The organism is Streptomyces sp. Mut1 (assembly GCF_030719295.1).
GTDB classification, from domain to species: domain Bacteria; phylum Actinomycetota; class Actinomycetes; order Streptomycetales; family Streptomycetaceae; genus Streptomyces; species Streptomyces castrisilvae.
This window is the reverse complement of record NZ_CP120997.1, coordinates 3,755,066-3,777,086: the sequence shown is the minus strand read 5'-3', so window position 1 is coordinate 3,777,086 and position 22,021 is coordinate 3,755,066. Positions and strand designations below refer to the sequence as shown.

20 protein-coding genes and 1 tRNA gene are annotated in these 22,021 nt (G+C 70.1%); 8 read left to right on the top strand and 13 right to left on the bottom strand.

The genetic code is table 11. From position 1 onward, the window contains the following. Positions 1 to 74: 74 nt before the first annotated feature. The 6 genes from pknB to P8A18_RS16255 form a co-directional block, all read right to left on the bottom strand. Entirely contained in the window at positions 75 to 2,069 is a 1,995-nt protein-coding gene (gene pknB, locus P8A18_RS16280; protein WP_306055414.1) for a Stk1 family PASTA domain-containing Ser/Thr kinase, read from the bottom strand. A 182-nt stretch (positions 2,070 to 2,251) separates the two neighbouring features. Continuing rightward, complete coding sequence (locus tag P8A18_RS16275) at positions 2,252 to 3,712, bottom strand: peptidoglycan D,D-transpeptidase FtsI family protein (RefSeq protein WP_306055412.1); 1,461 nt, start codon at positions 3,710 to 3,712, stop codon at positions 2,252 to 2,254. Then, a complete protein-coding gene (locus tag P8A18_RS16270; RefSeq protein ID WP_306055410.1) occupies positions 3,709 to 5,127 on the bottom strand; it encodes an FtsW/RodA/SpoVE family cell cycle protein in 1,419 nt (472 codons plus the stop codon). The genes P8A18_RS16275 and P8A18_RS16270 overlap by 4 nt, the downstream gene beginning before the upstream one ends. Before the next feature lie 23 nt (positions 5,128 to 5,150). Further along, complete coding sequence (locus P8A18_RS16265) at positions 5,151 to 6,659, bottom strand: Stp1/IreP family PP2C-type Ser/Thr phosphatase (RefSeq protein WP_306055408.1); 1,509 nt, start codon at positions 6,657 to 6,659, stop codon at positions 5,151 to 5,153. A gap of 129 nt (positions 6,660 to 6,788) precedes the next feature. Next, complete coding sequence (locus P8A18_RS16260) at positions 6,789 to 7,307, bottom strand: FHA domain-containing protein FhaB/FipA (RefSeq protein WP_018553852.1); 519 nt, start codon at positions 7,305 to 7,307, stop codon at positions 6,789 to 6,791. 10 nt (positions 7,308 to 7,317) lie between these two features. After that, on the bottom strand, positions 7,318 to 8,211 hold the full coding sequence (locus P8A18_RS16255) for an FHA domain-containing protein (protein WP_306055406.1): 894 nt from the start codon (positions 8,209 to 8,211) through the stop codon (positions 7,318 to 7,320). Between the two features lie 349 nt (positions 8,212 to 8,560). Between P8A18_RS16255 and P8A18_RS16250 the strand changes: the two genes are divergently transcribed. Further along, positions 8,561 to 8,643, top strand: a tRNA-Leu gene (locus P8A18_RS16250). A 201-nt stretch (positions 8,644 to 8,844) separates the two neighbouring features. Here P8A18_RS16250 and P8A18_RS16245 read toward each other — a convergent pair. After that, complete coding sequence (locus P8A18_RS16245) at positions 8,845 to 9,294, bottom strand: MarR family winged helix-turn-helix transcriptional regulator (protein ID WP_306055404.1); 450 nt, start codon at positions 9,292 to 9,294, stop codon at positions 8,845 to 8,847. A gap of 88 nt (positions 9,295 to 9,382) precedes the next feature. Between P8A18_RS16245 and P8A18_RS16240 the strand changes: the two genes are divergently transcribed. From P8A18_RS16240 to P8A18_RS16225, 4 genes are all read left to right on the top strand, one after another. Further along, entirely contained in the window at positions 9,383 to 10,501 is a 1,119-nt protein-coding gene (locus tag P8A18_RS16240; protein WP_306055402.1) for an ABC-2 transporter permease, read from the top strand. 152 nt (positions 10,502 to 10,653) lie between these two features. Further along, on the top strand, positions 10,654 to 12,195 hold the full coding sequence (locus P8A18_RS16235) for a DUF2252 domain-containing protein (protein WP_306055400.1): 1,542 nt from the start codon (positions 10,654 to 10,656) through the stop codon (positions 12,193 to 12,195). A 58-nt stretch (positions 12,196 to 12,253) separates the two neighbouring features. Then, positions 12,254 to 13,255 (top strand): J domain-containing protein, encoded by a 1,002-nt coding sequence (locus P8A18_RS16230; RefSeq protein ID WP_306055398.1) that lies wholly within the window; start codon positions 12,254 to 12,256, stop codon positions 13,253 to 13,255. 46 nt (positions 13,256 to 13,301) lie between these two features. Beyond that, positions 13,302 to 13,646 (top strand): rhodanese-like domain-containing protein, encoded by a 345-nt coding sequence (locus tag P8A18_RS16225; RefSeq protein WP_018553846.1) that lies wholly within the window; start codon positions 13,302 to 13,304, stop codon positions 13,644 to 13,646. 86 nt (positions 13,647 to 13,732) lie between these two features. Here P8A18_RS16225 and P8A18_RS16220 read toward each other — a convergent pair whose 3' ends face one another. The 6 genes from P8A18_RS16220 to paaA all read right to left on the bottom strand — a co-directional run bounded on the left by P8A18_RS16220 (position 13,733) and on the right by paaA (position 18,626). Then, entirely contained in the window at positions 13,733 to 14,962 is a 1,230-nt protein-coding gene (locus P8A18_RS16220; protein WP_306055396.1) for an acyl-CoA dehydrogenase family protein, read from the bottom strand. Between the two features lie 115 nt (positions 14,963 to 15,077). Next, complete coding sequence (locus P8A18_RS16215) at positions 15,078 to 16,136, bottom strand: 2Fe-2S iron-sulfur cluster-binding protein (protein ID WP_306055394.1); 1,059 nt, start codon at positions 16,134 to 16,136, stop codon at positions 15,078 to 15,080. Continuing rightward, positions 16,137 to 16,643, bottom strand: coding sequence for a 1,2-phenylacetyl-CoA epoxidase subunit PaaD (gene paaD, locus P8A18_RS16210; protein WP_306055392.1), 507 nt, complete (start codon positions 16,641 to 16,643; stop codon positions 16,137 to 16,139). Then, on the bottom strand, positions 16,637 to 17,338 hold the full coding sequence (gene paaC / locus P8A18_RS16205; protein ID WP_306055390.1) for a 1,2-phenylacetyl-CoA epoxidase subunit PaaC: 702 nt from the start codon (positions 17,336 to 17,338) through the stop codon (positions 16,637 to 16,639). The genes paaD and paaC overlap by 7 nt, the downstream gene beginning before the upstream one ends. After that, positions 17,335 to 17,625, bottom strand: a complete 291-nt coding sequence (gene paaB / locus P8A18_RS16200; RefSeq protein ID WP_018101933.1) for a 1,2-phenylacetyl-CoA epoxidase subunit PaaB — start codon at positions 17,623 to 17,625, stop codon at positions 17,335 to 17,337. The genes paaC and paaB overlap by 4 nt, the downstream gene beginning before the upstream one ends. After that, positions 17,622 to 18,626 carry a 1,2-phenylacetyl-CoA epoxidase subunit PaaA gene (gene paaA, locus P8A18_RS16195; RefSeq protein ID WP_026250028.1) on the bottom strand — a complete coding sequence of 335 codons (1,005 nt, stop codon included), beginning with the start codon at positions 18,624 to 18,626 and terminating at the stop codon, positions 17,622 to 17,624. The genes paaB and paaA overlap by 4 nt, the downstream gene beginning before the upstream one ends. Positions 18,627 to 18,744: 118 nt before the next feature. Between paaA and P8A18_RS16190 the strand changes: the two genes are divergently transcribed. From P8A18_RS16190 to P8A18_RS16180, 3 genes are read left to right on the top strand one after another with little or no spacing between them, the layout of a single operon-like run. Further along, complete coding sequence (locus P8A18_RS16190; RefSeq protein ID WP_306055385.1) at positions 18,745 to 19,575, top strand: DUF5819 family protein; 831 nt, start codon at positions 18,745 to 18,747, stop codon at positions 19,573 to 19,575. Beyond that, the gene (locus P8A18_RS16185) at positions 19,572 to 20,822 is read left to right on the top strand and encodes an HTTM domain-containing protein (RefSeq protein ID WP_371933678.1); all 1,251 of its coding nucleotides are present in this window, start codon (positions 19,572 to 19,574) and stop codon (positions 20,820 to 20,822) included. Before P8A18_RS16190 ends, P8A18_RS16185 begins: the two co-directional genes overlap by 4 nt. Then, positions 20,819 to 21,592, top strand: coding sequence for a TrmH family RNA methyltransferase (locus P8A18_RS16180; protein WP_306055383.1), 774 nt, complete (start codon positions 20,819 to 20,821; stop codon positions 21,590 to 21,592). The genes P8A18_RS16185 and P8A18_RS16180 overlap by 4 nt, the downstream gene beginning before the upstream one ends. The last annotated feature ends 429 nt before the right edge of the window (positions 21,593 to 22,021 follow it).

Below are 22,021 nucleotides of genomic sequence, written 5' to 3'. Positions count from 1 at the left end.
CGTACGGCAGAGGGCCCCGGTCACCGCGCGATGCGGTGACCGGGGCCCTCTGCCTGTGCCGGGAGCGGGGCGGGTCAGTGGCCCCGCCCACCGTTCGGCCCGCCGAAGATGTTGCCTCCGGGGTCGATGGTGTTCAGGGTGACCGTGCTGCCCTTGTCCACCTGGCTGTTGGGGGTCGGATTGCTCATGACCACCTTGGCGTCCGGCTTGTCGACCGATCCGGGCCCGAGCACGACGACCAGTCCCATGCCTCCCAGCTGGTCCTTCGCCTCCTGGTAGCTCTTGTTGAGGAGGTCACCCGGGATGGTCACCTGCTCCGGCTGGGTCGGGCCCTTGGAGACCTTGAGGATGATCGCGGTGTCCTTGCCGACCTTCTGGTTGGCTTCGGGTGTCTGGCCGACGACCTGACCTGCGGGGTGCTCCTCGTCGTCGACCTCGGACTTGCCGATGTTCGTGAAGCCGAGCCCCTTCAGCTGGTTCACCGCTTCGTCGTACGAGCGGGTGCTCACGTCGGGCACGGTGATCAGCTTCTCCGTGGCGACCGTCAGCTTGACCTCGGAGTTCTCCTCGGCCTTGGTGTCACCCTTCGGGGACTGCTCCAGGACCGTGTTGGGCTCGGCCTGGTCGGACTCGACCGAGGTGACGCTGACCGTGAAGCCCTTCTTCTCCAGCATCTCGCGGGCGCTGGACTCGGACTTCTCCGTGACGTCCGGGACGTCGACCTTCGGCGGACCACTGGAGACGAAGACCGTGATGGTCTCCTTCTCCTGCATCTGCTTGTCGGCGGTCGGCGTCTGGCGGCAGATCTTGTCCTTCGGCTGGTCCTTGCACTCTTCCTCCGGACCGACCTCCAGCACGACGTTGGCGTTGGCCGCGAGCTTCTTCGCGTCCTGGACGCTGATGCCGACCAGGTTGGGTACGTCGAAGGCGCCCTTGTCGCCGCCGTCGCCGCCGAAGACCGCCTTGCCGATGAGGATCGCGCCGATCAGCACCAGGATGCCCGCGATGACCAGCAGGATGGTCGAGGTGTTGCTCTTCTTCTGCCGGCGACGGTCGGGGCGGTCGTCGTAGCCGTAGCCGCCGTCGTCCGGGTTGACCGGCGGCAGCATCGACGTGCGGTCGCCGCTCTGGTCCGCCGGCCGCAGGGCGGCGGTGGGCTGGTCGTTGTCGTAGCCGCCGCCGTAACCGCCGTAACCGGCCGCGCCCATCGCCGCGGTGGCGGCGACCGGCTGGCCGTCGAGGCAGGCCTCGATGTCGGCGCGCATCTCGTCGGCCGACTGGTAGCGGTAGTCGGGGTCCTTGGTGAGGGCCTTCAGCACGATCGCGTCCATCTCGGGCGTGATCTCGGGGTCGAAGCTGCTGGGCGGCTGAGGCTCTTCCCGCACATGCTGGTAGGCAACCGCGACCGGGGAATCCCCGATGAACGGCGGCCGGACCGTCAGCAGCTCGTACAGCAGACAGCCGGTCGAGTACAGGTCGGACCGCGCGTCGACCTGCTCGCCCTTGGCCTGCTCGGGCGAGAGGTACTGGGCGGTGCCGATGACGGCCGCGGTCTGGGTCATCGTCATACCGGAGTCGCCCATGGCACGGGCGATGCCGAAGTCCATGACCTTGACCTGTCCGGTCCGGGTCAGCATGACGTTCGCCGGCTTGATGTCCCGGTGGACGATGCCCGCGCGGTGCGAGTACTCCAGCGCCTGGAGGATGCCGACGGTCATTTCGAGCGTGCGCTCGGGCAGCAGCCGACGGCCCGAGTGCAGCAGCTCTCTGAGCGTCGACCCGTCGACGTACTCCATGACGATGTACGGGATGGAGACCCCGTCGACGTAGTCCTCGCCGGTGTCGTACACCGCGACGATCGCGGGATGGTTGAGCGAGGCGGCGGACTGGGCCTCACGGCGGAACCGGGCCTGGAAGGACGGGTCGCGGGCGAGGTCCGCCCGGAGCGTCTTCACAGCGACGGTGCGGCCGAGCCGGGTGTCGTGGGCGAGGTAGACCTCGGCCATGCCACCACGGCCGAGCACCGAGCCCAGCTCGTACCGGCCGCCGAGGCGACGCGGCTCTTCCATAACTGTTCCAGCCCTCTCCGTCAGTCCTGACCGCACCGGTGTGCGGTCCGGCGGTGTGCTGTTCGCGCATACGCTACCGGCCCCGCATCAGCTGATCGGCCCACAGGGGATACCTGATATCCGACCGGTATCCACAGGTGCGTATTCGCGGCCAAGTGTGAGCGGTGTCACTTCCGGCGGTGTCACTTCTTGCTGTCGATGACTGCCTTCATGACCGCTTTCGCGATGGGAGCGGCGAGACCGCCGCCGGAGATGGCTTCGCGGTCGGCGTGGCTGTCCTCGACCACTACGGCGACGGCCACCGGGGAACCGCTGTCGGTCTTGGCGTACGAGATGAACCAGGCGTACGGCTTCTCGGCGTTGTTCAGGCCGTGCTGAGCGGTACCCGTCTTACCGCCGACCGTGACACCCGGGATCTGCGCGGTCGTGCCGGTGCCGGTCTTGACGACCGTCTCCATCATCTCCTGGAGCTTCTGGGCGTTCTCGGCCGAGAGAGGGCGGCTGAACTCCTCCTTCTCGTGGTTGTAGATGACGTCCAGGTCGGGCGTCTGCCGCTGGGCAACCATGTAGGGCTGCATCAGCTTGCCGTCGTTGGCGACGGCGGAGGCGACCATGGCCATCTGGAGCGGGGTGGCGCGGTTGGACGCCTGGCCGATACCCGCCATGGCGTTCTGCGGCCGGTTGTCCTCGGGGTACACGCTGGCGTTGGACCGGACCGGCGTGAAGATCTCCTTGTTGAAGCCGAACTTGTCGGCCTCGTCGATCATCTTCTGGTTGCCCAGGTCATCGCTGATCTTGCCGAAGACGGTGTTGCAGGAGTAACGCAACGCCTCGCGGAGGGAAGCGTTCTTGCAGGGGATGGGGCCCTCGTTGTCCAGGTCCTTGCTCGACTGCGGGAGGCGCCACGGCAGCGGCGAATCCGTGTCCGCGTCGATGTCCGTGTAGAGCCCGTTCTCCAGGGCGGCGGCCGCGGTGACGACCTTGAACGTCGAACCGGGCGGGTAGGTCTCGCGCAGCGCCCGGTTGATCATGGGCTTGTCCTTGTCCTTCAGCAACGCCTGCCAGGCCTTTGTGTCGGCCTCTTCGTTGCCCGCGAAGGTCGAGGGGTCGTACGAGGGGGTGCTGGCGAGGGCCAGGATGGCGCCGGTCTGCGGGTCGAGCGCGGCGACGGCGCCCTTCTTGTTGCCGAGGCCCTTGAAGGCAGCTGTCTGGGCGGCGCTGTTGAGCGTGGTGACGATGTTGCCGCCCTGCTCCTCGTCGCCGGTGAACATCGACATGGTGCGGTTGAAGAAGAGCTGGTCGTCGTTGCCGGTGAGGATGCCGTCCTCGATGCTCTCCAGCTGAGTGGCGCCGAAGGCCTGCGAGGAGTAGCCGGTGACGGGGGCCCACATGGGGCCGTCCTTCCAGACCCGCTTGTACTTGAAGTCGCTGTCCTCGGTCTCCTTGGAGCCGGTGATGGACTTGCCGCCGTCCACGATGATGTTGCCGCGCTCGTGGGCGTACCGCTCGATGCGTACGCGGCGGTTCTCCTTGCGGGTGTTGAGCTCGTCGGCCTGCACGTACTGCAAGTAGTTGGTGCGCGCGAGCAGGGCGAAGATGAGCACGCCACAGAAGATCGCGATCCGGCGCAGGGGCTTGTTCACGGTCGGACCACCTGGGTCATCTCGGCGTCGGTGGAAGGTGCGGGGGCGGGTGCGGGGCGCCGGGCGGTGTCGCTGATGCGGATGAGGATGGCGATCAGGGCCCAGTTGGCCAGGACCGAGGAGCCGCCGTAGGCGAGGAACGGCATGGTCATACCGCTCAGGGGGATCAGGCCCATGACGCCGCCGGCCACCACGAAGACCTGGATGGCGAAGGCGCCGGAGAGGCCGGCGGCCAGGAGCTTGCCGAACGGGTCGCGGGCGGCGAGTGCCGTGCGGATGCCGCGCTCGACGATCAGGCCGTAGATCAGCAGGACGGCCATCATCCCGGCGAGGCCGAGCTCTTCACCGACGGTGGAGAGGATGAAGTCGGCGTTGGCGGCGAAGCCGATCAGGTCGGAGTGGCCCTGGCCCCAGCCGGAGCCCAGCGTGCCACCGGAACCGAAGGACATGATCGCGTTGGAGATCTGTTCGCAGGCGCCGCTCAGGTCGGTCGTGTAGCAGGCGAAGGGGTCCTTCCAGGCGGTCACTCGCGACTGTACGTGGCGCTCGAACGAAGCCACGCCGACCGCGCCGGCAGCTGACATCAGCAGGCCGAAGACGATCCAGCTGGTCCGCTCGGTGGCGACGTACAGCATGATCACGAAGAGGCCGAAGAACAGCAGCGATGTACCGAGGTCGGTCTCGAAGACCAGGATCAGGATCGACAGGGCCCAGATGGTGATGATCGGCCCGAGGTCGCGGCCTCGCGGCAGATACAGGCCCATGAAACGGCGACTGGCGAGGGCCAGCGCGTCTCTTTTGACCATGAGGTAGCCGGAGAAGAAGATCGCGATCAGGATCTTGGCGAACTCACCCGGCTGGATGGAGAACGGGCCGAGGCTGATCCAGATCTTCGCGCCGTTCACCGAGGGGAAGAAGATCGGCAGGACCAGCAGGACCAGGGCCGCGGCCATGGAGATGTACGTGTAACGCTGCAGGATGCGGTGGTCCTTGAGGACCATCAGCACAGCGACGAAGAGAGCGACACCGATCGCCGAGTACAACAACTGCTTGGGGGCATCGGGGCTGAACGCCCCGTAGCCGATCTCCGCCCGCCGGATCAGCCGCGGCGACTGGTCCAGCCGCCAGATCAGCACCAGCCCGAGGCCGTTGAGCAGGGTGGCCAGCGGAAGCAGCAGCGGGTCCGCGTAGGGGGCGAACTTGCGCACCACGAGGTGGGCCACGCCGCCGAGCAGGATGAGCCCCGCCCCGTAACCGAACATGCCGGAGGGGAGCTTGCCGTTCATGGCGAGACCCACGTTGGCGTAGGCGAAGACCGAGATGGCGATGGCGAAGACCATCATCATCAGTTCGGTGTTACGCCTGCTCGGTGCGTTGATCGCGCCGATCGTGGTCGTGTTGGTGACAACGCTCATGGTGCTGAAGGCCCCCTACGGCTCTACTTCTCACCGCACTGCGGGACCAGCTTCTTCTCTTCCTCCGAGAGGCTGGGCCCAGGAGTGGGAGTCGTGGAAGTCTGCTCGGTCCTGGTGTCGCCACCGGGTGTCTTGGACGTCTTCGACGTCTTCGTGGTGTCGCTGTCCGTGCCCGTCGCCTGGCCCTCGTCGCCCTTGGCGTTCTCCTCCGCCGCGCGGCGCTGTGCGGCCTTCTTGCAGGCGGACGCCTGGTTGGAGAGCTCGTTGATCTTCTCGCGGGCGTCGGCGAGGCTGCCCTCGGCGATCGTCGCCTCGACCTTCTTGCGCTGGTAGGGCGGGAGGTACTTGAGTTCGATCTCGGGGTGGTCCTTCTCGACCTTCGAGAGCGAGACCCAGCCCAGGTCCTGGCTGATGCCCCGGTACAGAGCGACGTTGTCGTTCTTCGCGCCGACGTAGAACTGGGTCTGCGTCCAGCGGTAACCGCCGTACAGGCCACCGCCGATGACGGCCAGCGCGAGCACGATGTACAGGGACCGCTTGAGCCACTTGCGACCGCTGGGCTTGTCGAAGTCGTCGTCGGAGTAGGACCCGAAGGAACCCTCCGGCATCCCGTCGTATCCGACGTCTTCACCGCTGCCGGGAGGGCCGAAGCCACCGGCGGGCGGCGGTACGGGACGGCCGAGACCGGCCGCGCGGCCGGCGGGCGTCTGCATCGCGCCGTCGTCGTTCAGCTGGGCCGCCTGGTTCTCGGCGACGGCGCCGACGATGACCGGGGTGTCGTTGAGCTGCCCGGCCAGGGTGTCGTTGCTGTCCACGTCGAAGACGTCGGCGACGATGCAGGTGATGTTGTCGGGTCCGCCGCCGCGCAGGGCGAGCTGGATCAGGTCCTGGATGGTCTCCTGGGGGCCCTGATAGCTCGCGAGCGTCTCCTCCATCGTCTGGTGGGAGACGACGCCGGAGAGCCCGTCGGAGCAGATCAGGTACCGGTCGCCGGCCCGGACCTCACGGATGGAGAGGTCGGGTTCGACGTGGTCGCCACTGCCCAGCGCGCGCATCAGCAGGGAGCGCTGCGGGTGGGTGGTGGCCTCCTCCTCGGTGATCCGGCCCTCGTCGACCAGGCGCTGGACCCAGGTGTGGTCCTGCGTGATCTGGGTCAGGACACCGTCGCGCAGCAGGTACGCCCGCGAGTCGCCGACGTGGACGAGGCCGAGGCGCTGACCGGTCCACAGCAGGGCGGTGAGCGTGGTGCCCATGCCCTCCAGCTGGGGGTCCTCCTCGACCATCATCCGCAGCTGGTCGTTGGCCCGCTGGACCGCCGTACCGAGCGAGGTGAGGATGTCGGAGCCCGGCACGTCGTCGTCCAGCTGGACGAGCGTGGAGATCACCTCGGAGCTGGCGACCTCACCGGCCGCCTGGCCGCCCATGCCGTCGGCGATCGCGAGAAGGCGGGGGCCGGCGTAGCCGGAGTCCTCGTTCCCTTCCCGGATCATGCCCTTGTGCGATCCGGCGGCGAAGCGCAGGGAAAGACTCATGCGCACCTCACCCGTCGGTTCGGGGTACAGCCGGTCTCGCGCCACACTGCCCACCCTCCGGTCGGGAGCCCGGTCGGGTCCGATGCCCGGACCCCAGCGGCTCGCTCGCTCCGCTCGCTCATTGTCGTACTACTTCCGCAGCTCGATGACGGTCTTGCCGATTCGGATCGGCGCGCCCAGCGGAACAGGCGTCGGGGTGGTGAGGCGGGTCCGGTCCAGGTACGTGCCGTTGGTGGACCCGAGATCCTCGACGATCCACTGGCCGTCACGGTCGGGGTAGATCCTGGCATGCCTGCTGGACGCGTAGTCGTCGTCCAGCACGATCGTTGAATCATGGGCCCGGCCCAGCGTGATGGTCTGTCCCTGGAGCGCCACCGTGGTGCCGGTGAGCGTGCCCTCGGATACGACCAGCTTGGTCGGTGCACCCCGGCGCTGGCGGCCGGGCTGCTGGCGCTGCGGTGGCGGTGCCGCCGCAGCGTTCTGGCGTGCCTGTGGCGGACGTGCGTCGGTCGCGGTGCGGCGTGAGCCGCGCTGCGTGACGCGCGTTCCGAACAGGTCACTTCGAATGACCTGGACGGCCACGATCACGAACAGCCACAGAACAGCCAGGAAACCTAGCCGCATGACCGTAAGGGTCAGCTCTGACATTGCCCCCGCTTCACCCTTCGGCTTGCCGGTAAACGATGGTGGTGCTGCCCACGACGATCCGCGAGCCGTCGCGGAGCGTAGCGCGGGTGGTGTGCTGCCCGTCTACCACGATGCCGTTGGTAGACCCGAGATCCTGGATCGTCGAGGGCGTTCCGGTCCTGATCTCACAGTGCCGGCGGGAGACGCCGGGGTCGTCGATCCGCACGTCGGCATCGGTGCTGCGGCCCATCACCAGCGTCGGGCGGGAGATCTGATGGCGGGTGCCGTTGATCTCGATCCAGCGCCGCACCTGCACGCTCGGGGGTGGGGTGGGAGTGGCCGGCGGGCGCCGGTCGGAGCCCTGGTGACGCCCGGCGCCCGGCGGCGGGGCCGCGGGCATGGGCGGAGCGGAGACCGGCGGGTAGCCGTAGCCGCCGGGAGCCTGTGGGGCGGGGCGTCCGGGGGCGGGACGGCCGTGCTGGGCGTCTCCCGGAGTGTTCTGATAGCCCTGCTGGGGGGACGGTCCGCCGTGACCCTGGCCCTGTGACGAACTCGACGCCAGGGTGCGGCTTCGGACCCGGTAGAGACCGGTGTCCAGGTCGTCGGCCTTCTCCAGGTGCACCTTGATGGGGCCCATGAAGGTGTACCGCTGCTGCTTGGCGTAGTCCCGGACGAGACCGGAGAGTTCGTCGCCCAGCTGGCCGGAGTAGGGGCTCAGGCGCTCGTAGTCGGGGGCGCTGAGTTCGACGATGAAGTCGTTGGGGACGACGGTGCGCTCACGATTCCAGATGGTGGCGTTGTTGTCGCACTCCCGCTGGAGGGCACCCGCGATCTCGACCGGCTGGACCTCGGACTTGAAGACCTTGGCGAAAGTGCCGTTGACCAGACCTTCGAGACGCTGCTCGAAACGCTTCATCACTCCCATGGGGCACCTCCTCCGGTGTCATCGTCCCTGTACTGCTTACTGATCGTATCCACGCGTCGGGAAATCGGCTGGTTCCCCTTGTCTCCACTGTGGATGAGTGTCCCCTCTCACACGGATCGTAGAGGTGGCCTCCTCATAGTGTCCCGCACCTCGGGCCCGCTCTGGAGGAGTGGGGGGCGACCGCTGTGGGTTCCAGATTCCTTTCGGATGTTCGCCGAGCGTGCGGCGAGTGCCCGGGGTGCGGGCGGCCGAACAACGGATGTGAATCCACCCTGTCCAGCGTGCTAATCTTCCGGATGTCGCCAGGCGCTCGCACCAACAAGTGAGAGAGTCTGGAAACACCACTCTTGCGCGAGTGGCGGAACGGCAGACGCGCTGGCTTCAGGTGCCAGTGTCCTTAGGGACGTGGGGGTTCAAATCCCCCCTCGCGCACAAGAAGGAAGCCCCTCAGGCCTTGGCCTGGGGGGCTTCTTCAGTTGGCTCGGGGGCGTTGGCGTGCCGTGGGGTGCGGTGAGTTCGGTGTCGCGGCGGCCTGGCGCCACGGTGCTTGGTTTCACGTGAAACGCCCGATTTACGTCTGTGGGACGTCGCCTACGCCTGTGGGGCGCCGCCCTGCGTCTGCCGGGCGGCGTCCTACGCCTGCGGGGCGTCGCCCGTCGCGTTGTAGCGCAGGAGGTAGGCGGCGAAGCGGCTGAGGTCGTCGGCCGTCCAGTCCGCGAGGCGTTCCTGATAGGCGGCGCGGCGGCTGGCCTGGGTGGCGGCGAGGGCCTGTGTTCCGGCCTCGGTGGGGTGGAGGACCTGGATGCGGTGATCGTCCGGATCCGGGTGGCGCTCGACCAGGCCGAGTTTTTCCAGGGCGCCGATCTGCCGGCTGACCGTGGACTTGTCGAGCATGTAGTGCGCTGCCAGGTCGGTCGCGCGGCAGCCCTTCTGGTCGTCGATGTGCGCCAGCAGCGTGTAGGAGACCAGGGGCAGCTCCGGGTGGAGCCGGGCCGCCGCTGCTCGCGCACGGCGTGCGAAGGCGGTCAGTTCGCGCTGGATGACATCCAGCGACTCCTCGCGTTCTTCGGGGGTGCCTGGCACGGGCTCGCCTTCCTCGAAAGTTCAGTTGTATAGTACAACGGAATTGGAGTTGTAAAAGCCAACCATCTGTTGATCGTTTGGAGTCCCTATGTCCGCAGGCCCGAGCGCCGCCGCCGGCTCTCCGGCGGGCGCGCTGCGTCACGTACTGAGTCACCTCGTCACACCGCTGCTGATGTGCGTCGGCATGGGACTGGCCTACCTCGGCGCCTTCCACGCCCCGCAGCCGCACGATCTGCGGGTGGACGTGGTCGGCTCGGGCCCGAGCGCCCAGGTGCTCGCGCAGACGTTGCAGGACAAGGGGGACGAGGCTCTGAACGTGCGTACCGTCGCCGACCGGGCGACAGCGGCCGGCCATCTGCGGACGCAGGCCAGCTACGGCGCCTACCTGCCGGGCGAGAACCCCGAACTGCTCGTCGCCACCGCCTCCTCCGACACCAGCGCGACGGTGGTCGAGAAGGTCTTCACACAGGTGGCGGCCGAGCAGGGCTCTCCGCTGAAGGTGACGGACACCGCTCCCACGGCCGACGGGGACCCGACCGGGCAGGGGATCTTCTTCCTGCTGGTCGCCGTGAGCATCGGCTCGTACGCCTCCGTGGCCGTGATCGGCGGAGCCGGGGCGGTCCTGCGGCTGCGGGTACGGGCGGCGCTGGCGCTGGGGGCCTCGCTGGTGGTGAGCGTCATCGGGGCGGTGTTCGCCGGGCCGCTGTTCGGCCTGGTCGACCAGGGGCTCGCGGGCCTGTGGGCCATGGCGTGGCTCTACTCGGCGGGCATCCTGCTGATCGGAGTGGGGCTGCACACCTTCCTGAAGCGGTGGACCACGCTCGGGGTGATGGTGTTGTTCGTCATGCTCAACTTCACCAGTTCCGGCGGCATCTTCCGCCCCGAGCTGGAGCCCGGATTCTTCGGCGCGCTGCACTCCTTCTGGAACGGGGCCGGCTTCGTCGAAGGCGTCCGCAGCCACGTGTACTTCGGCGGTCACGCGCTGGGCGGGAACGTGCTGGTGCTGGCCCTCTGGTTCGTCGCGGGGCTGGTGATGACGGGGCTCGCGGGCCTGGCCGAGCGGAAGCGCCGGGCGGCGGACGCACGGCCGGCCCGGTCCGCGCCGGCTGGGAAGCACTCGACGGCGCGGGAGCCGGCGGCTGTCGAGGAGGCGGTGGCGGCCGAAGCGGAGGAGGAAGAGGAGATGGCGGAAGCGGTGGGCGTCTGAGCCTCTGACCAGCGGGGGGACGGTCGGGTAGACGTTATCCACAGCCTTTGTCCACAGGGGAGGACGCCGATTGGTGTACGGCGGTACCGTCGTCGGCAGTTGATGTTGGGCGGGGGTCCGGCGGCTGCGCCGGGCGGGGGAGGCAGCACGCCATGAACGGAATCGAAGTCACTTCGCCGCCGGTGGAACGGGGCGGTTCCGGTGGGGCGGAAGCGGCTGGCCGGCTCCGCGCCGGCGGGGGCGGGGGCGGACCGCGCATTCCGGTCGTGCCGGGCTTCGCGCGTCGCGCGGGTGCCGGTGTGGACGCGGAGGCGGGCGCGGACCCATGTGGCGGTGCGGTTTTCGCGGAGGTCGTGGGGGCGCCGAAGGAGAAGGGCAAGGTGCTGCGGGCGCGAGTGCCCAGGTCCTCCCACGCGAAGCCGGCGATGCCTGCCGGGCGACCCGACGCGGTGCGCGCGGTCGAGGAGTCCAACCGGGGCCGTGTCCCCGGACTCACGCCGATACGGGTGGGCCGGATGGCCGCCACCCCCTTCGCCTTCCTGCGCGGTTCGGCCGGGCTGATGGCCCATGACCTGGTGGGCACCCCCGTCACCGGGGTCACCGCCCAACTCTGCGGCGACGCGCACGCGGCCAACTTCGGGCTGTACGGCGACGCGCGGGGCAGTCTCGTCATCGACCTGAACGACTTCGACGAGACCGTGTCGGGGCCCTGGGAGTGGGACCTCAAGCGCCTCGCCACCTCGCTGGTGCTCGCGGGCCGCGAGGCCGGTGCCGACGAGGACACCTGCCGCAGGGCCGCCCACGACACGGTGGGCGCCTACCGGCGGACGATGCGGCTGCTGGCCAGGATGCCCACGCTCGACGCGTGGAACGCCATCGCCGACGAGGAGCTCGTCTCCCACGCCGACGCGCGGGACCTGGCCGGCACCCTGGAGCGGGTCTCCGCGAAGGCCCGCAACAACACCAGCGCACGCTTCGCGGCCAAGTCCACGGAGGAGTGCGAGGACGGCGGCCGCCGTTTCGTGGACGCGCCGCCGGTGCTGCGCCGGGTGCCGGATGCCGAGGCCGCGGCCGTGGCGGCCGGGCTCGGCGACTACCTGGGGACCGTCCCGGAGGACAGGGCGCCGCTGCTCGCCCGGTACGCGATCCACGATGTGGCCTTCCGGGTGGTCGGCACGGGCAGCGTCGGCACCCGTTCTTACGTGGTGCTGCTGCTGGACTACCAGGGAGAGCCGCTGGTGCTCCAGGTGAAGGAGGCCCGGCCCTCGGTCCTGGTGCCGCATCTGGCCGCCGCGGGGTTCGAGGTGCCGGAGGTCGCGCACGAGGGCCGGCGCGTGGTGCTCGGGCAGAAGCGGATGCAGGTCGTCAGCGACCATCTGCTGGGCTGGACGACCGTGGAGGGGAGGCCGTTCCAGGTGCGGCAGTTCAGAAACCGCAAGGGCAGCGTCGACCCGGCCACGCTGGCAGCCGACCAGGTCGACGACTACGGCCGGATGACCGGTGCGCTGCTGGCGCGTGCCCATGCGCACACCGCGGACCCGAGGCTGGTCGCGGGTTACTGCGGCAAGAACGAGGAGCTGGACGAGGCGGTGGCGGCGTTCGCGGTGGCGTACGCGGACCGTACCGAGGCGGATCACGCGGAGCTGGTGCGGGCGATCGGGGCCGGGCGAATAGCCGCTGAGCTGGGGGTGTGACGCCTGCCGCGCCCACCGTGTGTCCTCGGTGGGCGGGCCGGGGCCATACGCTGGACGGGTGACCCACGAAGCCGCCGGGGTGCCGACCACCCGGAACGACGATGAACCGCAGGCCGACGCACGTGCGGAAGGGGACGCCCCGGGCGCGCCGGGTGCTCCGGATGCTGCTGCTCCGGACAGCACGGGTTCTCCGGACAGCCCCGGTGCTCCGGGTGCTTCCGGTGAGGGTGCCAGGGGCGCGGCTGCGGGGCCGGAGGCCGGTCAGGGGCAGGCCGAAGCCGGTCAGGCACGGCCCGAGGCGCGGCTCGCCCATGCTGTCCGGGTGGCCGAGCAGGCGCTGATCGAGTTCGAGATCGCGGTGGAGACGTTCCGGGTCGAGGTGGAGAACTTCTCCCGGCTGCACCACCAGCGGCTCGGCCCGATGTACGCGCGGCTCGACGAGCTCGATGCGCAGATCGCCGAGGCGCGGGCGGCGAGGACAGGCGACCCGGAGGACCTGCGCAAGGCGGAGGAGGCGCGGTCGATCGTGATGCCCATGCCGGGCGTGGACGAGCTGTTCCACGACTGGATGGACTCCGACGGGCTGTCCCCCGAGGCGTCGGCCATGCTGACCGAACAGCCGGTGCGGCCCCCCAAGCGGGTCCGGCCCACCGAGGAGGTGCGCAAGCTGTACCGCGAGCTGGCCCGCAAGGCCCACCCGGACCTGGCCCAGGACGAGACGGAGCGGGCCAGGCGGGACGAGTTCATCGCGCGGGTCAACGCAGCCTATGGGCGCGGCGACGAGGCTCTGCTGAAGGAGCTGGCCCAGGAGTGGGCGGCCGGGCCGGTCGCCCCGCAGACGGAGCTGAGCGAGGCCGAGGAGCTCTACGCCCGGCTGAACTGGCTGACGCAGCGCAAGGAGCTGCTGACGGAGCTGGCCCAGCAGCTTGAGGAGAGCGCGATCGGCGCCATGCTGCGGATGGCCCCGGACGATCCGGACCATCTGCTGGAGGAGATCGCCGAACAGCTGCTGGGCGAGGTTTCGCAGCGCGAGGCGGACCTCGCCGCTCTGGTGCAGTAGCGTTTTCGGTGACTCCGGAGCGCATCGACGAGAGAAGGCATGACCCATGAATTTCGGCCCGCTTCCCACGGTTGATGTCGCTGCCGTACCGGCGGACGGCCTGGTGCTGGACGTCCGGGAGAACGACGAGTGGGCGGCCGGGCACGTCGACGGTGCCCTGCACATTCCGATGAGCGACTTCGTGGGCCGCTTCGGTGAGGTGACCGAGGCGGTGGAGGACGGCCGGCGCGTGCATGTGATGTGCCGGGTCGGCGGCCGCTCCGCCCAGGTCACCCAGTACCTCGTGCAGCAGGGCATCGACGCCGTGAACATCGAGGGCGGCATGCTCGCCTGGGACGGCGCGGGCCGCCCGATGGTCACCGACAACGGGGCCCCGGCCTTCGTCGCCTGACGCGCCGCCTGTGGGGCCCGCGTCGCGAGGGGCGGGGCTCAGGGGCTCAGGTGTGCGGGCCCGGCGGGCAGGCGGGCGGGTCCGGCTCACACCGGCGGGTGGGCTGCCAGGAGGTCTGCCAGGGCCTCTTCGTGGGCCGCTGCGGATCCGAGCGACAGCTCGATCTGTTTCGCCCAGGCATGGAAGCGGTGCAGGGCGTACTCGGTGTCCGCGCCGAAGCCGCCGTGCAGGTGCTGAGCCGTCTGCACGACCCGGCGGACCCCGTCCGACGCCCAGATCTTCGCCACCGCCACATCGCCCGCCGCGGGCAGCTCGCCCACTCCTCCCGTGGTGATCCTCCAGGCCGCCTGCCAGAGGGTCACTTCCATGGCACGGAGATCGATGTAGCGGTCGGCTGCCTGTACGGCGACGGCCTGGAAGGTCGCCACCGGGAAGCCGAACTGCTCCCGCTCGCTCGTGTACTGGCTCGTCATGCTCAGCACCGTCTCGCCGAGCCCGAGCCCGAGGGCACAGGTCCCCACGGTGAGCAGGTCGCGCAGCCACTCCCAGGCGCCGGGCGCCTCGATCAGCTCGCCGGGCCCGACCCGCACCCTGTCCAGCCGGACCTCGCCGAAGCGCTCCCCGCTGGTGGAGACCTGCTCGGCGACGGTGACGCCCTCCTGGTCGCGCCGGACGAGCGCCAGGACGGCCCGGCCCTCCCCGGTGCCACCGCCCTCGGCGCCGGCCTCCCCCGTGTGGGCGGGGACGGCGCGGGCGGAGGCAGTGTGGGCGGGGACCGCGATCCAGTCCGCGGCCTGTGCCCACGGAACCGCCGACTGCACGCCGTCCAGCACCCATGCGGCGTTGCCCCCGTGGCCGTCCCCAAGAGCGTCCGGCCCGTCGTCCCTGTGCGCGGTGACGGCCCGTTCGGCCGGCTCGTGGCCGGTGCGCCCGTTGGCCCCGGCGGTGAGCACCAACTCGCCCCGGCCGACGCGGGGCAGCAGCTCCGTGACCGGCCCCCCGCCCGCGTACCGCTGGAGGGTCATGGCCACCGCGCACGTCTCCAGCAGCGGTACGCGGGCGAGGACCTTCGCGGACTCGCGGAGCACCAGGCAGAGCGCGATGAGGTCGAGCCCCGCCCCGCCGTGCTCCGGGGCCAGCGTGAGGCTCAGCAGGTCGGCGGCGGCGAGCCGGGACCACAGGGGCCGGTCGATGTCCTCGGCCACCGCACCCGGTACGAGCGCGGGGCTGGGCACCGCATCGGGTGCGACGCCGGACAGGACCGCGCGCGCCGCCTCGACGGCCGCCTGCTGCTCCTCGGTGAAAGTGAAGTCCACTGTCCCGGCCTCCCGTGAACGTGGGCTCTTGGCCCGACTGACCCGATGTGACGGGGCGTCAAGATAGAACACGTTCTATGAGAAGGGAACAGGAGAGCGCCGGCAGGGCTCGTGGTCAGCGGTCGAAGTCGAGCTCCACCTCCTCGGTCACCGGATGGGACTGGCAGGCCAGCACGTAGCCCGCGTCCGTCTCCTCCGGCTCCAGGGCGAAGTTGCGGTCCATCCGTACCTTGCCCGCCACGAGGAAGGCCCGGCACGTCCCGCAGACCCCGCCCTTGCACGCGTACGGCGCGTCCGAGCGGCTGCGCAGCACCGTCTCCAGCAGCGACTCGCCCTCCGCGACCGGCCACTTGCCCGACCGCCCGTCGAGGGTCGCCGTCAGCGTGCTGCCGACTGGGGCCTCGACCCGGGGGCCGGCGGGGGCCGCCGGTGCCTCGTCGACGTGGAAGATCTCCTGGTGGATGCGGGAGCGGTCCACGCCCAGCCCGTGCAGCGCGTCCTCGGCCGACCGGACCAGGCCCAGCGGGCCGCACAGATACCAGCCGTCGATCTCTCCCACCGGCAGCAGGGCGGGCAACAGTCCGGAGAGCCGCTCGCCGTCCAGCCGGCCCGAGGGCAGGCCGGCCTGCTGCTCCTCCCTGGACAGGGCGGTGACCAGCTGGAACCGGTCCGGGTAGCGGTCCTTCAGGTCGGCGACCTCGTCCAGGAACATGGTCGAGGCGGCCGTCCGGTCGCTGCGGATCAGGCAGAACCTGGCATCCGGCTCGCGGGCGAGCAGGGTGGCCGCTATGGACAGCACGGGAGTGATGCCGCTGCCGCCCACGATCGCCGCGAACTGACCGGCGCGGGGCTCCAGTACGAAGCGGCCCATCGGGGGCATCGCCTCGATCGTGTCGCCGACCAGCAGCTCCTTGAGCGCGTACGTCGAGAAAGCGCCGCCGTCCACGAGCCGGATGCCCACGCGCAGCGCCGGAACGGCCGGTTGCTCGGTGGCCGGGGCGCAGATCGAGTAGGAGCGGCGGACCTCCTTGCCGTCAACGGTGTAGCGCACGTTGAGATGCTGGCCGGGCTTGTGCCGGAAGGTCTTGTGCAGGTCCGGCGGCACGGCGAAGGTGACGGCCACCGAATCGTCCGTCAGGCGCTCGATCCCGCTGACCCGGAGCGGATGGAACATCTACAACTCCTTGAAGTGGTCGAACGGCTCGCGGCACGCCACGCAGCGGCGGAGCGCCTTGCAAGCGGTGGAGGAGAACCGGCTCAGCAACTCCGTGTCGGTGGAGCCGCAGTGCGGGCAGCGCACGGACAGGGTGACCGGCACCGGGCCGCCGGAGCCGGAGGCGGCGTCGTGGGGCCGAGGCGGCGCTATGCCGAACTCGGCCAGTTTGCGGCGTCCTTCGGCGGTGATGTCGTCCGTCGACCAGGCCGGGGACAGGACCGTCTCCACGGATACCTCGGGCACGCCGTAGTCGTGGAGCACGCGCTCGATGTCCGTGGACATGGCCTCTATCGCCGGGCAGCCGGTGTAGGTCGGCGTGAGCTTGACCGTGACCCGGCCCGGCTCGGTCACCTCCACGCTCCGGACCACGCCCAGGTCCTCCAGCGTCAGCACGGGCAGCTCCGGGTCGGGGACCGAGCCCGCCAGGCCGAGCAGCTCCTCCTCAAGGGGTGTCCAGGTCACCATGACGCCCCCGGGTGGCTGCGGTGCAGGTGCTGCATCTCGGCGATCATCCGTCCGAAGGACTCGGTGTGGATGCCCTGTCGGCCCGCACCCGCTGTCCAGGCGCCGGACCGCGGCCCCGAAGGCACCGTCAAGGTCGCCCGCTCCAGGACGGTGGTGACGGACTCCAGCCAGCGGTCGTGCAGTGCCTGCCAGTCCACGTCCACGCCTTCGACCGGCTGGAACAGCTCGCCGGTGAAGCGCCACAGCGCGTCCACCGCGCGCTGCATCCGCTCGTGGCTCTCGTCCGTCCCGTCGCCGAGGCGCAGCGTCCACTGCTCGGCGTGGTCCCGGTGGTAGGCGACCTCCTTGACCGCCTTGGCCGCTACTCCGGCGAACGCGCCGTCGCCTGCGGCCAGCTGCTCGTACAGCCCCTCCTGATGGACCGAGAAGTAGAGCTGTCGGGCGATGGTGTGGGCGAAGTCGCCGTTCGGCTGTTCGACCAGCTGGACGTTGCGGAAGGCGCGCTCCTCCCGCAGATAGGCCAGTTCGTCCTCGTCGCCCACGAGCGAGAGCAGCAGCCGTGCCTGGCCCAGCAGGTCCAGGGCGATGTTGGCGAGGGCCACTTCCTCCTCCAGCACCGGGGCGTGGCCGGCCCACTCCCCGAGCCGGTGGGAGAGCACCAGCGCGTCGTCGCCGAGGGCGAGGGCCGCGGTCACAGGTGCTTCACCCCGTCCGGGATCTCGTAGAACGTCGGGTGCCGGTACGGCTTGTCACCGGCCGGTTCGAAGAAGGAGTCCTTCTCGTCCGGCGAGGATGCCGTGATCTGGGCGGAGGGCACCACCCACAGCGAGACCCCCTCGGACCGGCGGGTGTAGAGGTCGCGCGCGTTGCGCAGGGCCATCTCGGCGTCCGGCGCGTGCAGGCTGCCGGCGTGGGTGTGGGAGAGGCCTCGCCGCGAGCGGACGAACACCTCCCACAGCGGCCAGTCCGTCGAGCTGCTCATGCTGTCGCCTTTCCATTCGGTACGACCGTGTGTTTGGCCGCGTACGCGGCGGCGGCCTCGCGGACCCAGGCGCCTTCCTCGTGGGCCCGGCGGCGCTGGCCGAGGCGCTGCTCGTTGCACGGGCCGTTGCCCTTCAGGACCTCCTGGAACTCCGTCCAGTCGATCGCGCCGAAGTCGTGCTGTCCGCGCTCCTCGTTCCACCGGATGTCCGGGTCGGGGAGGGTGAGGCCGAGTGCCTCGGCCTGGGGGACGCAGATGTCCACGAAGCGCTGCCGCAGCTCGTCGTTGGAATGCCGCTTGATCTTCCAGGTCATCGACTGCGCCGAATGCGCGGAGGCGTCGTCGGGCGGGCCGAACATCATCAGGGACGGCCACCACCACCGGTTCACCGCGTCCTGGGCCATCTCGTGCTGCGCGGGGGTGCCGTTGCTGAGGGCGAGGAGCAGCTCGTAGCCCTGGCGCTGGTGGAACGACTCCTCCTTGCAGACGCGGACCATCGCGCGGGCGTAGGGGCCGTAGGAGCAGCGGCACAGGGGGACCTGGTTGGTGATCGCGGCGCCGTCCACGAGCCAGCCGATGGCGCCGACGTCCGCCCAGGTCAGCGTCGGGTAGTTGAAGATCGAGGAATACCGCTGACGGCCCGCGTGGAGCTTGTCGAGCAGTTCGTCACGTCCCGTGCCCAGCGTCTCGGCGGCGCTGTACAGATACAGACCGTGGCCCGCCTCGTCCTGCACCTTGGCCATGAGGATGGCCTTGCGGCGCAGCGAAGGGGCGCGGGTGATCCAGTTGGCCTCGGGCTGCATGCCGATGATTTCGGAGTGGGCGTGCTGGGCCATTTGCCTGACCAGCGAGGCGCGGTAGGCGTCGGGCATCCAGTCGCGCGGCTCGATGCGCTCGTCGGCCGCCACCGCGGCGTCGAAGGCCGCCTGCAAGGCCGCGTCGGCCCCCTCCGCCCCGCCCTCTGTCGCCTGCGCTGTCTGGCCCGCAGTCACCGCTGCCATCCCGGACTCCCTACCGACCGATCGTTCGGTTCATTGACTTCAATGGTGAGTCTGCGGCCCGTAGGGTGTCAACCCTGTGGATAACTGACTGACCAAGATCGGTGTGGATCGGGGCGGGATGGATTCGGACGACGACCGGGGCGCCGATGGGATCAGCGGGGCGGCCCCCGCTGTCGCGGCGTCCACCGGGGAGACCTCCGCCGCCGGGGTTTTCGCCGCGGAAGTTCCCGTTGCCGAGCCGGTTGCCGGAGTTCCCGGTGCCGGGACCACCGTTGCCGAGGCGCCCGTGGGGGTCGGTGGGATGGCCGGGCTCTCGTTTCCGTACCAGGTCGCAGCCGCCGTCGCGCTCGCGGTGTGCGGGGTGATCGCCTGTGTCCAGCTGGCCATGGTCTTTCTGCACGTCGCGCCCTCCAACACACTGACCAAGCAGCACGGCGCGGCCGTCGACGAGTGGATCTACCCCGAGTTCGAACAGAACTGGAAGCTCTTCGCCCCCAACCCGTTGCAGCAGAACGTCGCCGTGCAGGTGCGTACGGAGCTGGCCGGTCCTGACGGCCCCCGCACCACGGCCTGGACGGATCTCTCCGCCGAGGACGGACGGGCGATACGCGGCAATCTGCTGCCCAGCCACGTCCAGCAGAACGAACTCCGCCGGGCCTGGGACTTCTACGTCGGATCGCACGACGACCAGAACCGGGCCAACGGCCTGCGCGGCAGCCTCTCCGAGCAGTACGTCCGCCGCCTCGTGATGCTGCGCCTCACCGGGCACCACGACGGCGAGACCATCCTGCGCATCCAGGTCAGGTCGGAGGTGCGGGCCGTCGCGGCGCCCGAGTGGAGCGACGAGAAGATCAGCACCGGCCCGTCCTACCGCGTACTGCCCTGGTGGAAGGTCGAGGCGGCCGATGTGCCCAAGGGCACGGCCGGCTACGAGGAGGCGGACCAGTGAGCATGCCCCGCCCCGACCGCGGGCTCGCCCGTGGTATCCAGCGCGTCACCGCCTCGGCCCTGGGGCCGTACCAGAGCGCCGTCATCCGAGTCGGCTTCTCCGCCACCTACCTCCTGTTCCTGCTGAGGGAGCTGCCCCACCGGCACGAGATGTACGGACCCGACGCGCCCTGGCGCTGGGATCTGGCGCAGCAGCTGATATCGGGGAACCAGGCCTTCACCGCGCTCATGTGGTCGGACAGCGCCCTCTGGTTCGAGATCGTCTACGCGCTGGCGCTGGTCTCGGCCGTGCTGCTGATGGTCGGCTGGCACACCCGCGCCACCTCCGTCGTCTTCATGGCCGGAGTCCTCTCGCTGCAGAACCGCAGCATCTTCATGGGCGACGGCGGCGACAACGTCATCCATCTGATGGCCATCTACCTGGTGCTGACCCGGTGCGGGCAGGTCTGGTCACTGGACGCCCGCCGCGCGCGGCGGGCCGAAGCCGCTGTGACGGACGAGGAGGGGGCCGGGCGACGGCGAGCGCCGGGAGAGTCGGCCGGGGTGCTGCTGTGGGCGGTGCTCGGAGCCGTTCTGCTCGGGGCCACGGTGGCGCGCGGTCTGGGCGGAACCCTATGGCTGCCGTTCCTCCTGTGGGCCCTGTGGATCGGCCAGGGGGCCTGGTGGGCCGTGAACCGGGAGGCGCCGCGCAGCGAGCTGCGTACCCTGCTCGACGTCATCGCCAACCTCGCCCACAACGCCACGCTCTTCGTGATCATGGCCGAGGTCTGTCTGATCTACGCGACCGCCGGCTGGTACAAGATCCAGGGCTCACGCTGGCAGGACGGCACCGCGCTGTACTACCCGCTCAAGCTCGACTACTTCACCCCGTGGCCCTCCCTCTCGGGCCTGCTCGCCTCCAGCGGTGTCATGGTGATGGTGCTGTCGTACGCGACCGTCATCGTGCAGGTGGCCTTTCCCTTCACGCTGTTCAACCGGCGCGTCAAGAACGTTCTGCTCGGCGCGATGATCTGTGAGCACCTCGGGATCGCGGTCCTGCTGGGCCTGCCGTTCTTCTCGATGGCGATGATCGCCGCGGATGCCGTCTTTCTGCCGACCGTCTTCCTGGTGTGGCTGGGCGGCAGCGTCACCCGCGGGCGGCAGCTGATGTTCCGGCGGCGCGGGAAGGTCCCCGCCCAGCGGGGCGCCGCCGACGACCTGGAGGCACCGGCGGTCGGTGGCGACGGGAGCCATACCCTCGTCGGGTGAGCAGCGAGACCGGCAGCACCGGTGAGACCAGTGGTACCAGCAGGAGCGGTGGGCCTGTGGCGGATACGTCTGCGGCGGATACGCCTGTGGTGGGTGGGCCGGGTGTTACGGACCGTGAGTCGGGCGGCGCCGAGCCCGCCCAGTACGACGAGGGGTTCGGGACGCAGGTCGGCGTCGGGCCGCACCCGCTGCCCTGGCCCGAGGACGAGCGGTACGACCCCGAGCTGCTGGCCCGGGGCGACCGGCGCAACGTCGGCGACCAGTACCGCTACTGGACGCGGGAAGCGATCGTCGCCGACCTCGATCTGCGCCGGCACGACTTTCACGTCGCCGTGGAGAACTGGGGCCACGACTTCAATATCGGGTCCGTCGTGCGTACGGCCAACGCCTTCCTCGCCAAAGAGGTGCACATCGTGGGGCGGCGGCGCTGGAACCGGCGCGGAGCCATGGTCACCGACCGGTACCAGCACGTCCGCCACCACCCCGACACCGCGAGCCTGACCGCCTGGGCCGAGGCGGAGGGGCTGCCGATCATCGGGATCGACAATCTGCCCGGAGCGGTGCCGCTGGAGCGGACGGAGCTGCCTCGGCGGTGTGTGCTCCTGTTCGGGCAGGAGGGGCCGGGGCTGACGGAGGAAGCGCGTCGGCATGCGGCGATGGTGTGCTCGATCGCGCAGTTCGGGTCGACGCGGTCGATCAATGCGGGGGCGGCTGCGGCGATTGCGATGCATGCGTGGGTGGGGCGGTACGCGGTGATTTCTGGGGGGTGAGGGTGGGGGTGCCTGTGGGTGGGGTGCGTGCCCTTGGGGGCCTGTGTGGTGCGTGGTGCGTGGCGGGGGTGGTGCTGTGTGGTGGGGCGCCTGCGGCGGGCTGTCCCCTACCCGCCCCTTCCCGTAACCGGGGGCTCCGCCCCCGGGCCCCCGGTCCTCAAGCGCCGGACGGGCTGGGTGGTGGGGGTGAGCTTCGGCCTCGGGTCCCGGGTCCTCAAGCGCCGGACGGGCTGGGTGGTGCGGGTGAGCTGGGTGGTGCGGGTGGGGCTTCGGTCGCGGGGTTCTGGGGCCGAAGGGCTGAGGGGGTGGGTGGCTCTGCCCCCCCCGGGCTCCCAGGCCCCCTGGTCTCCGGTCCTCAAGCGACGGACGGGCTTGAGGGGTGGGAGCGTCGGATGGGCCGGGGCGCGGGGGAGCCGGGGGTTCGGTGGG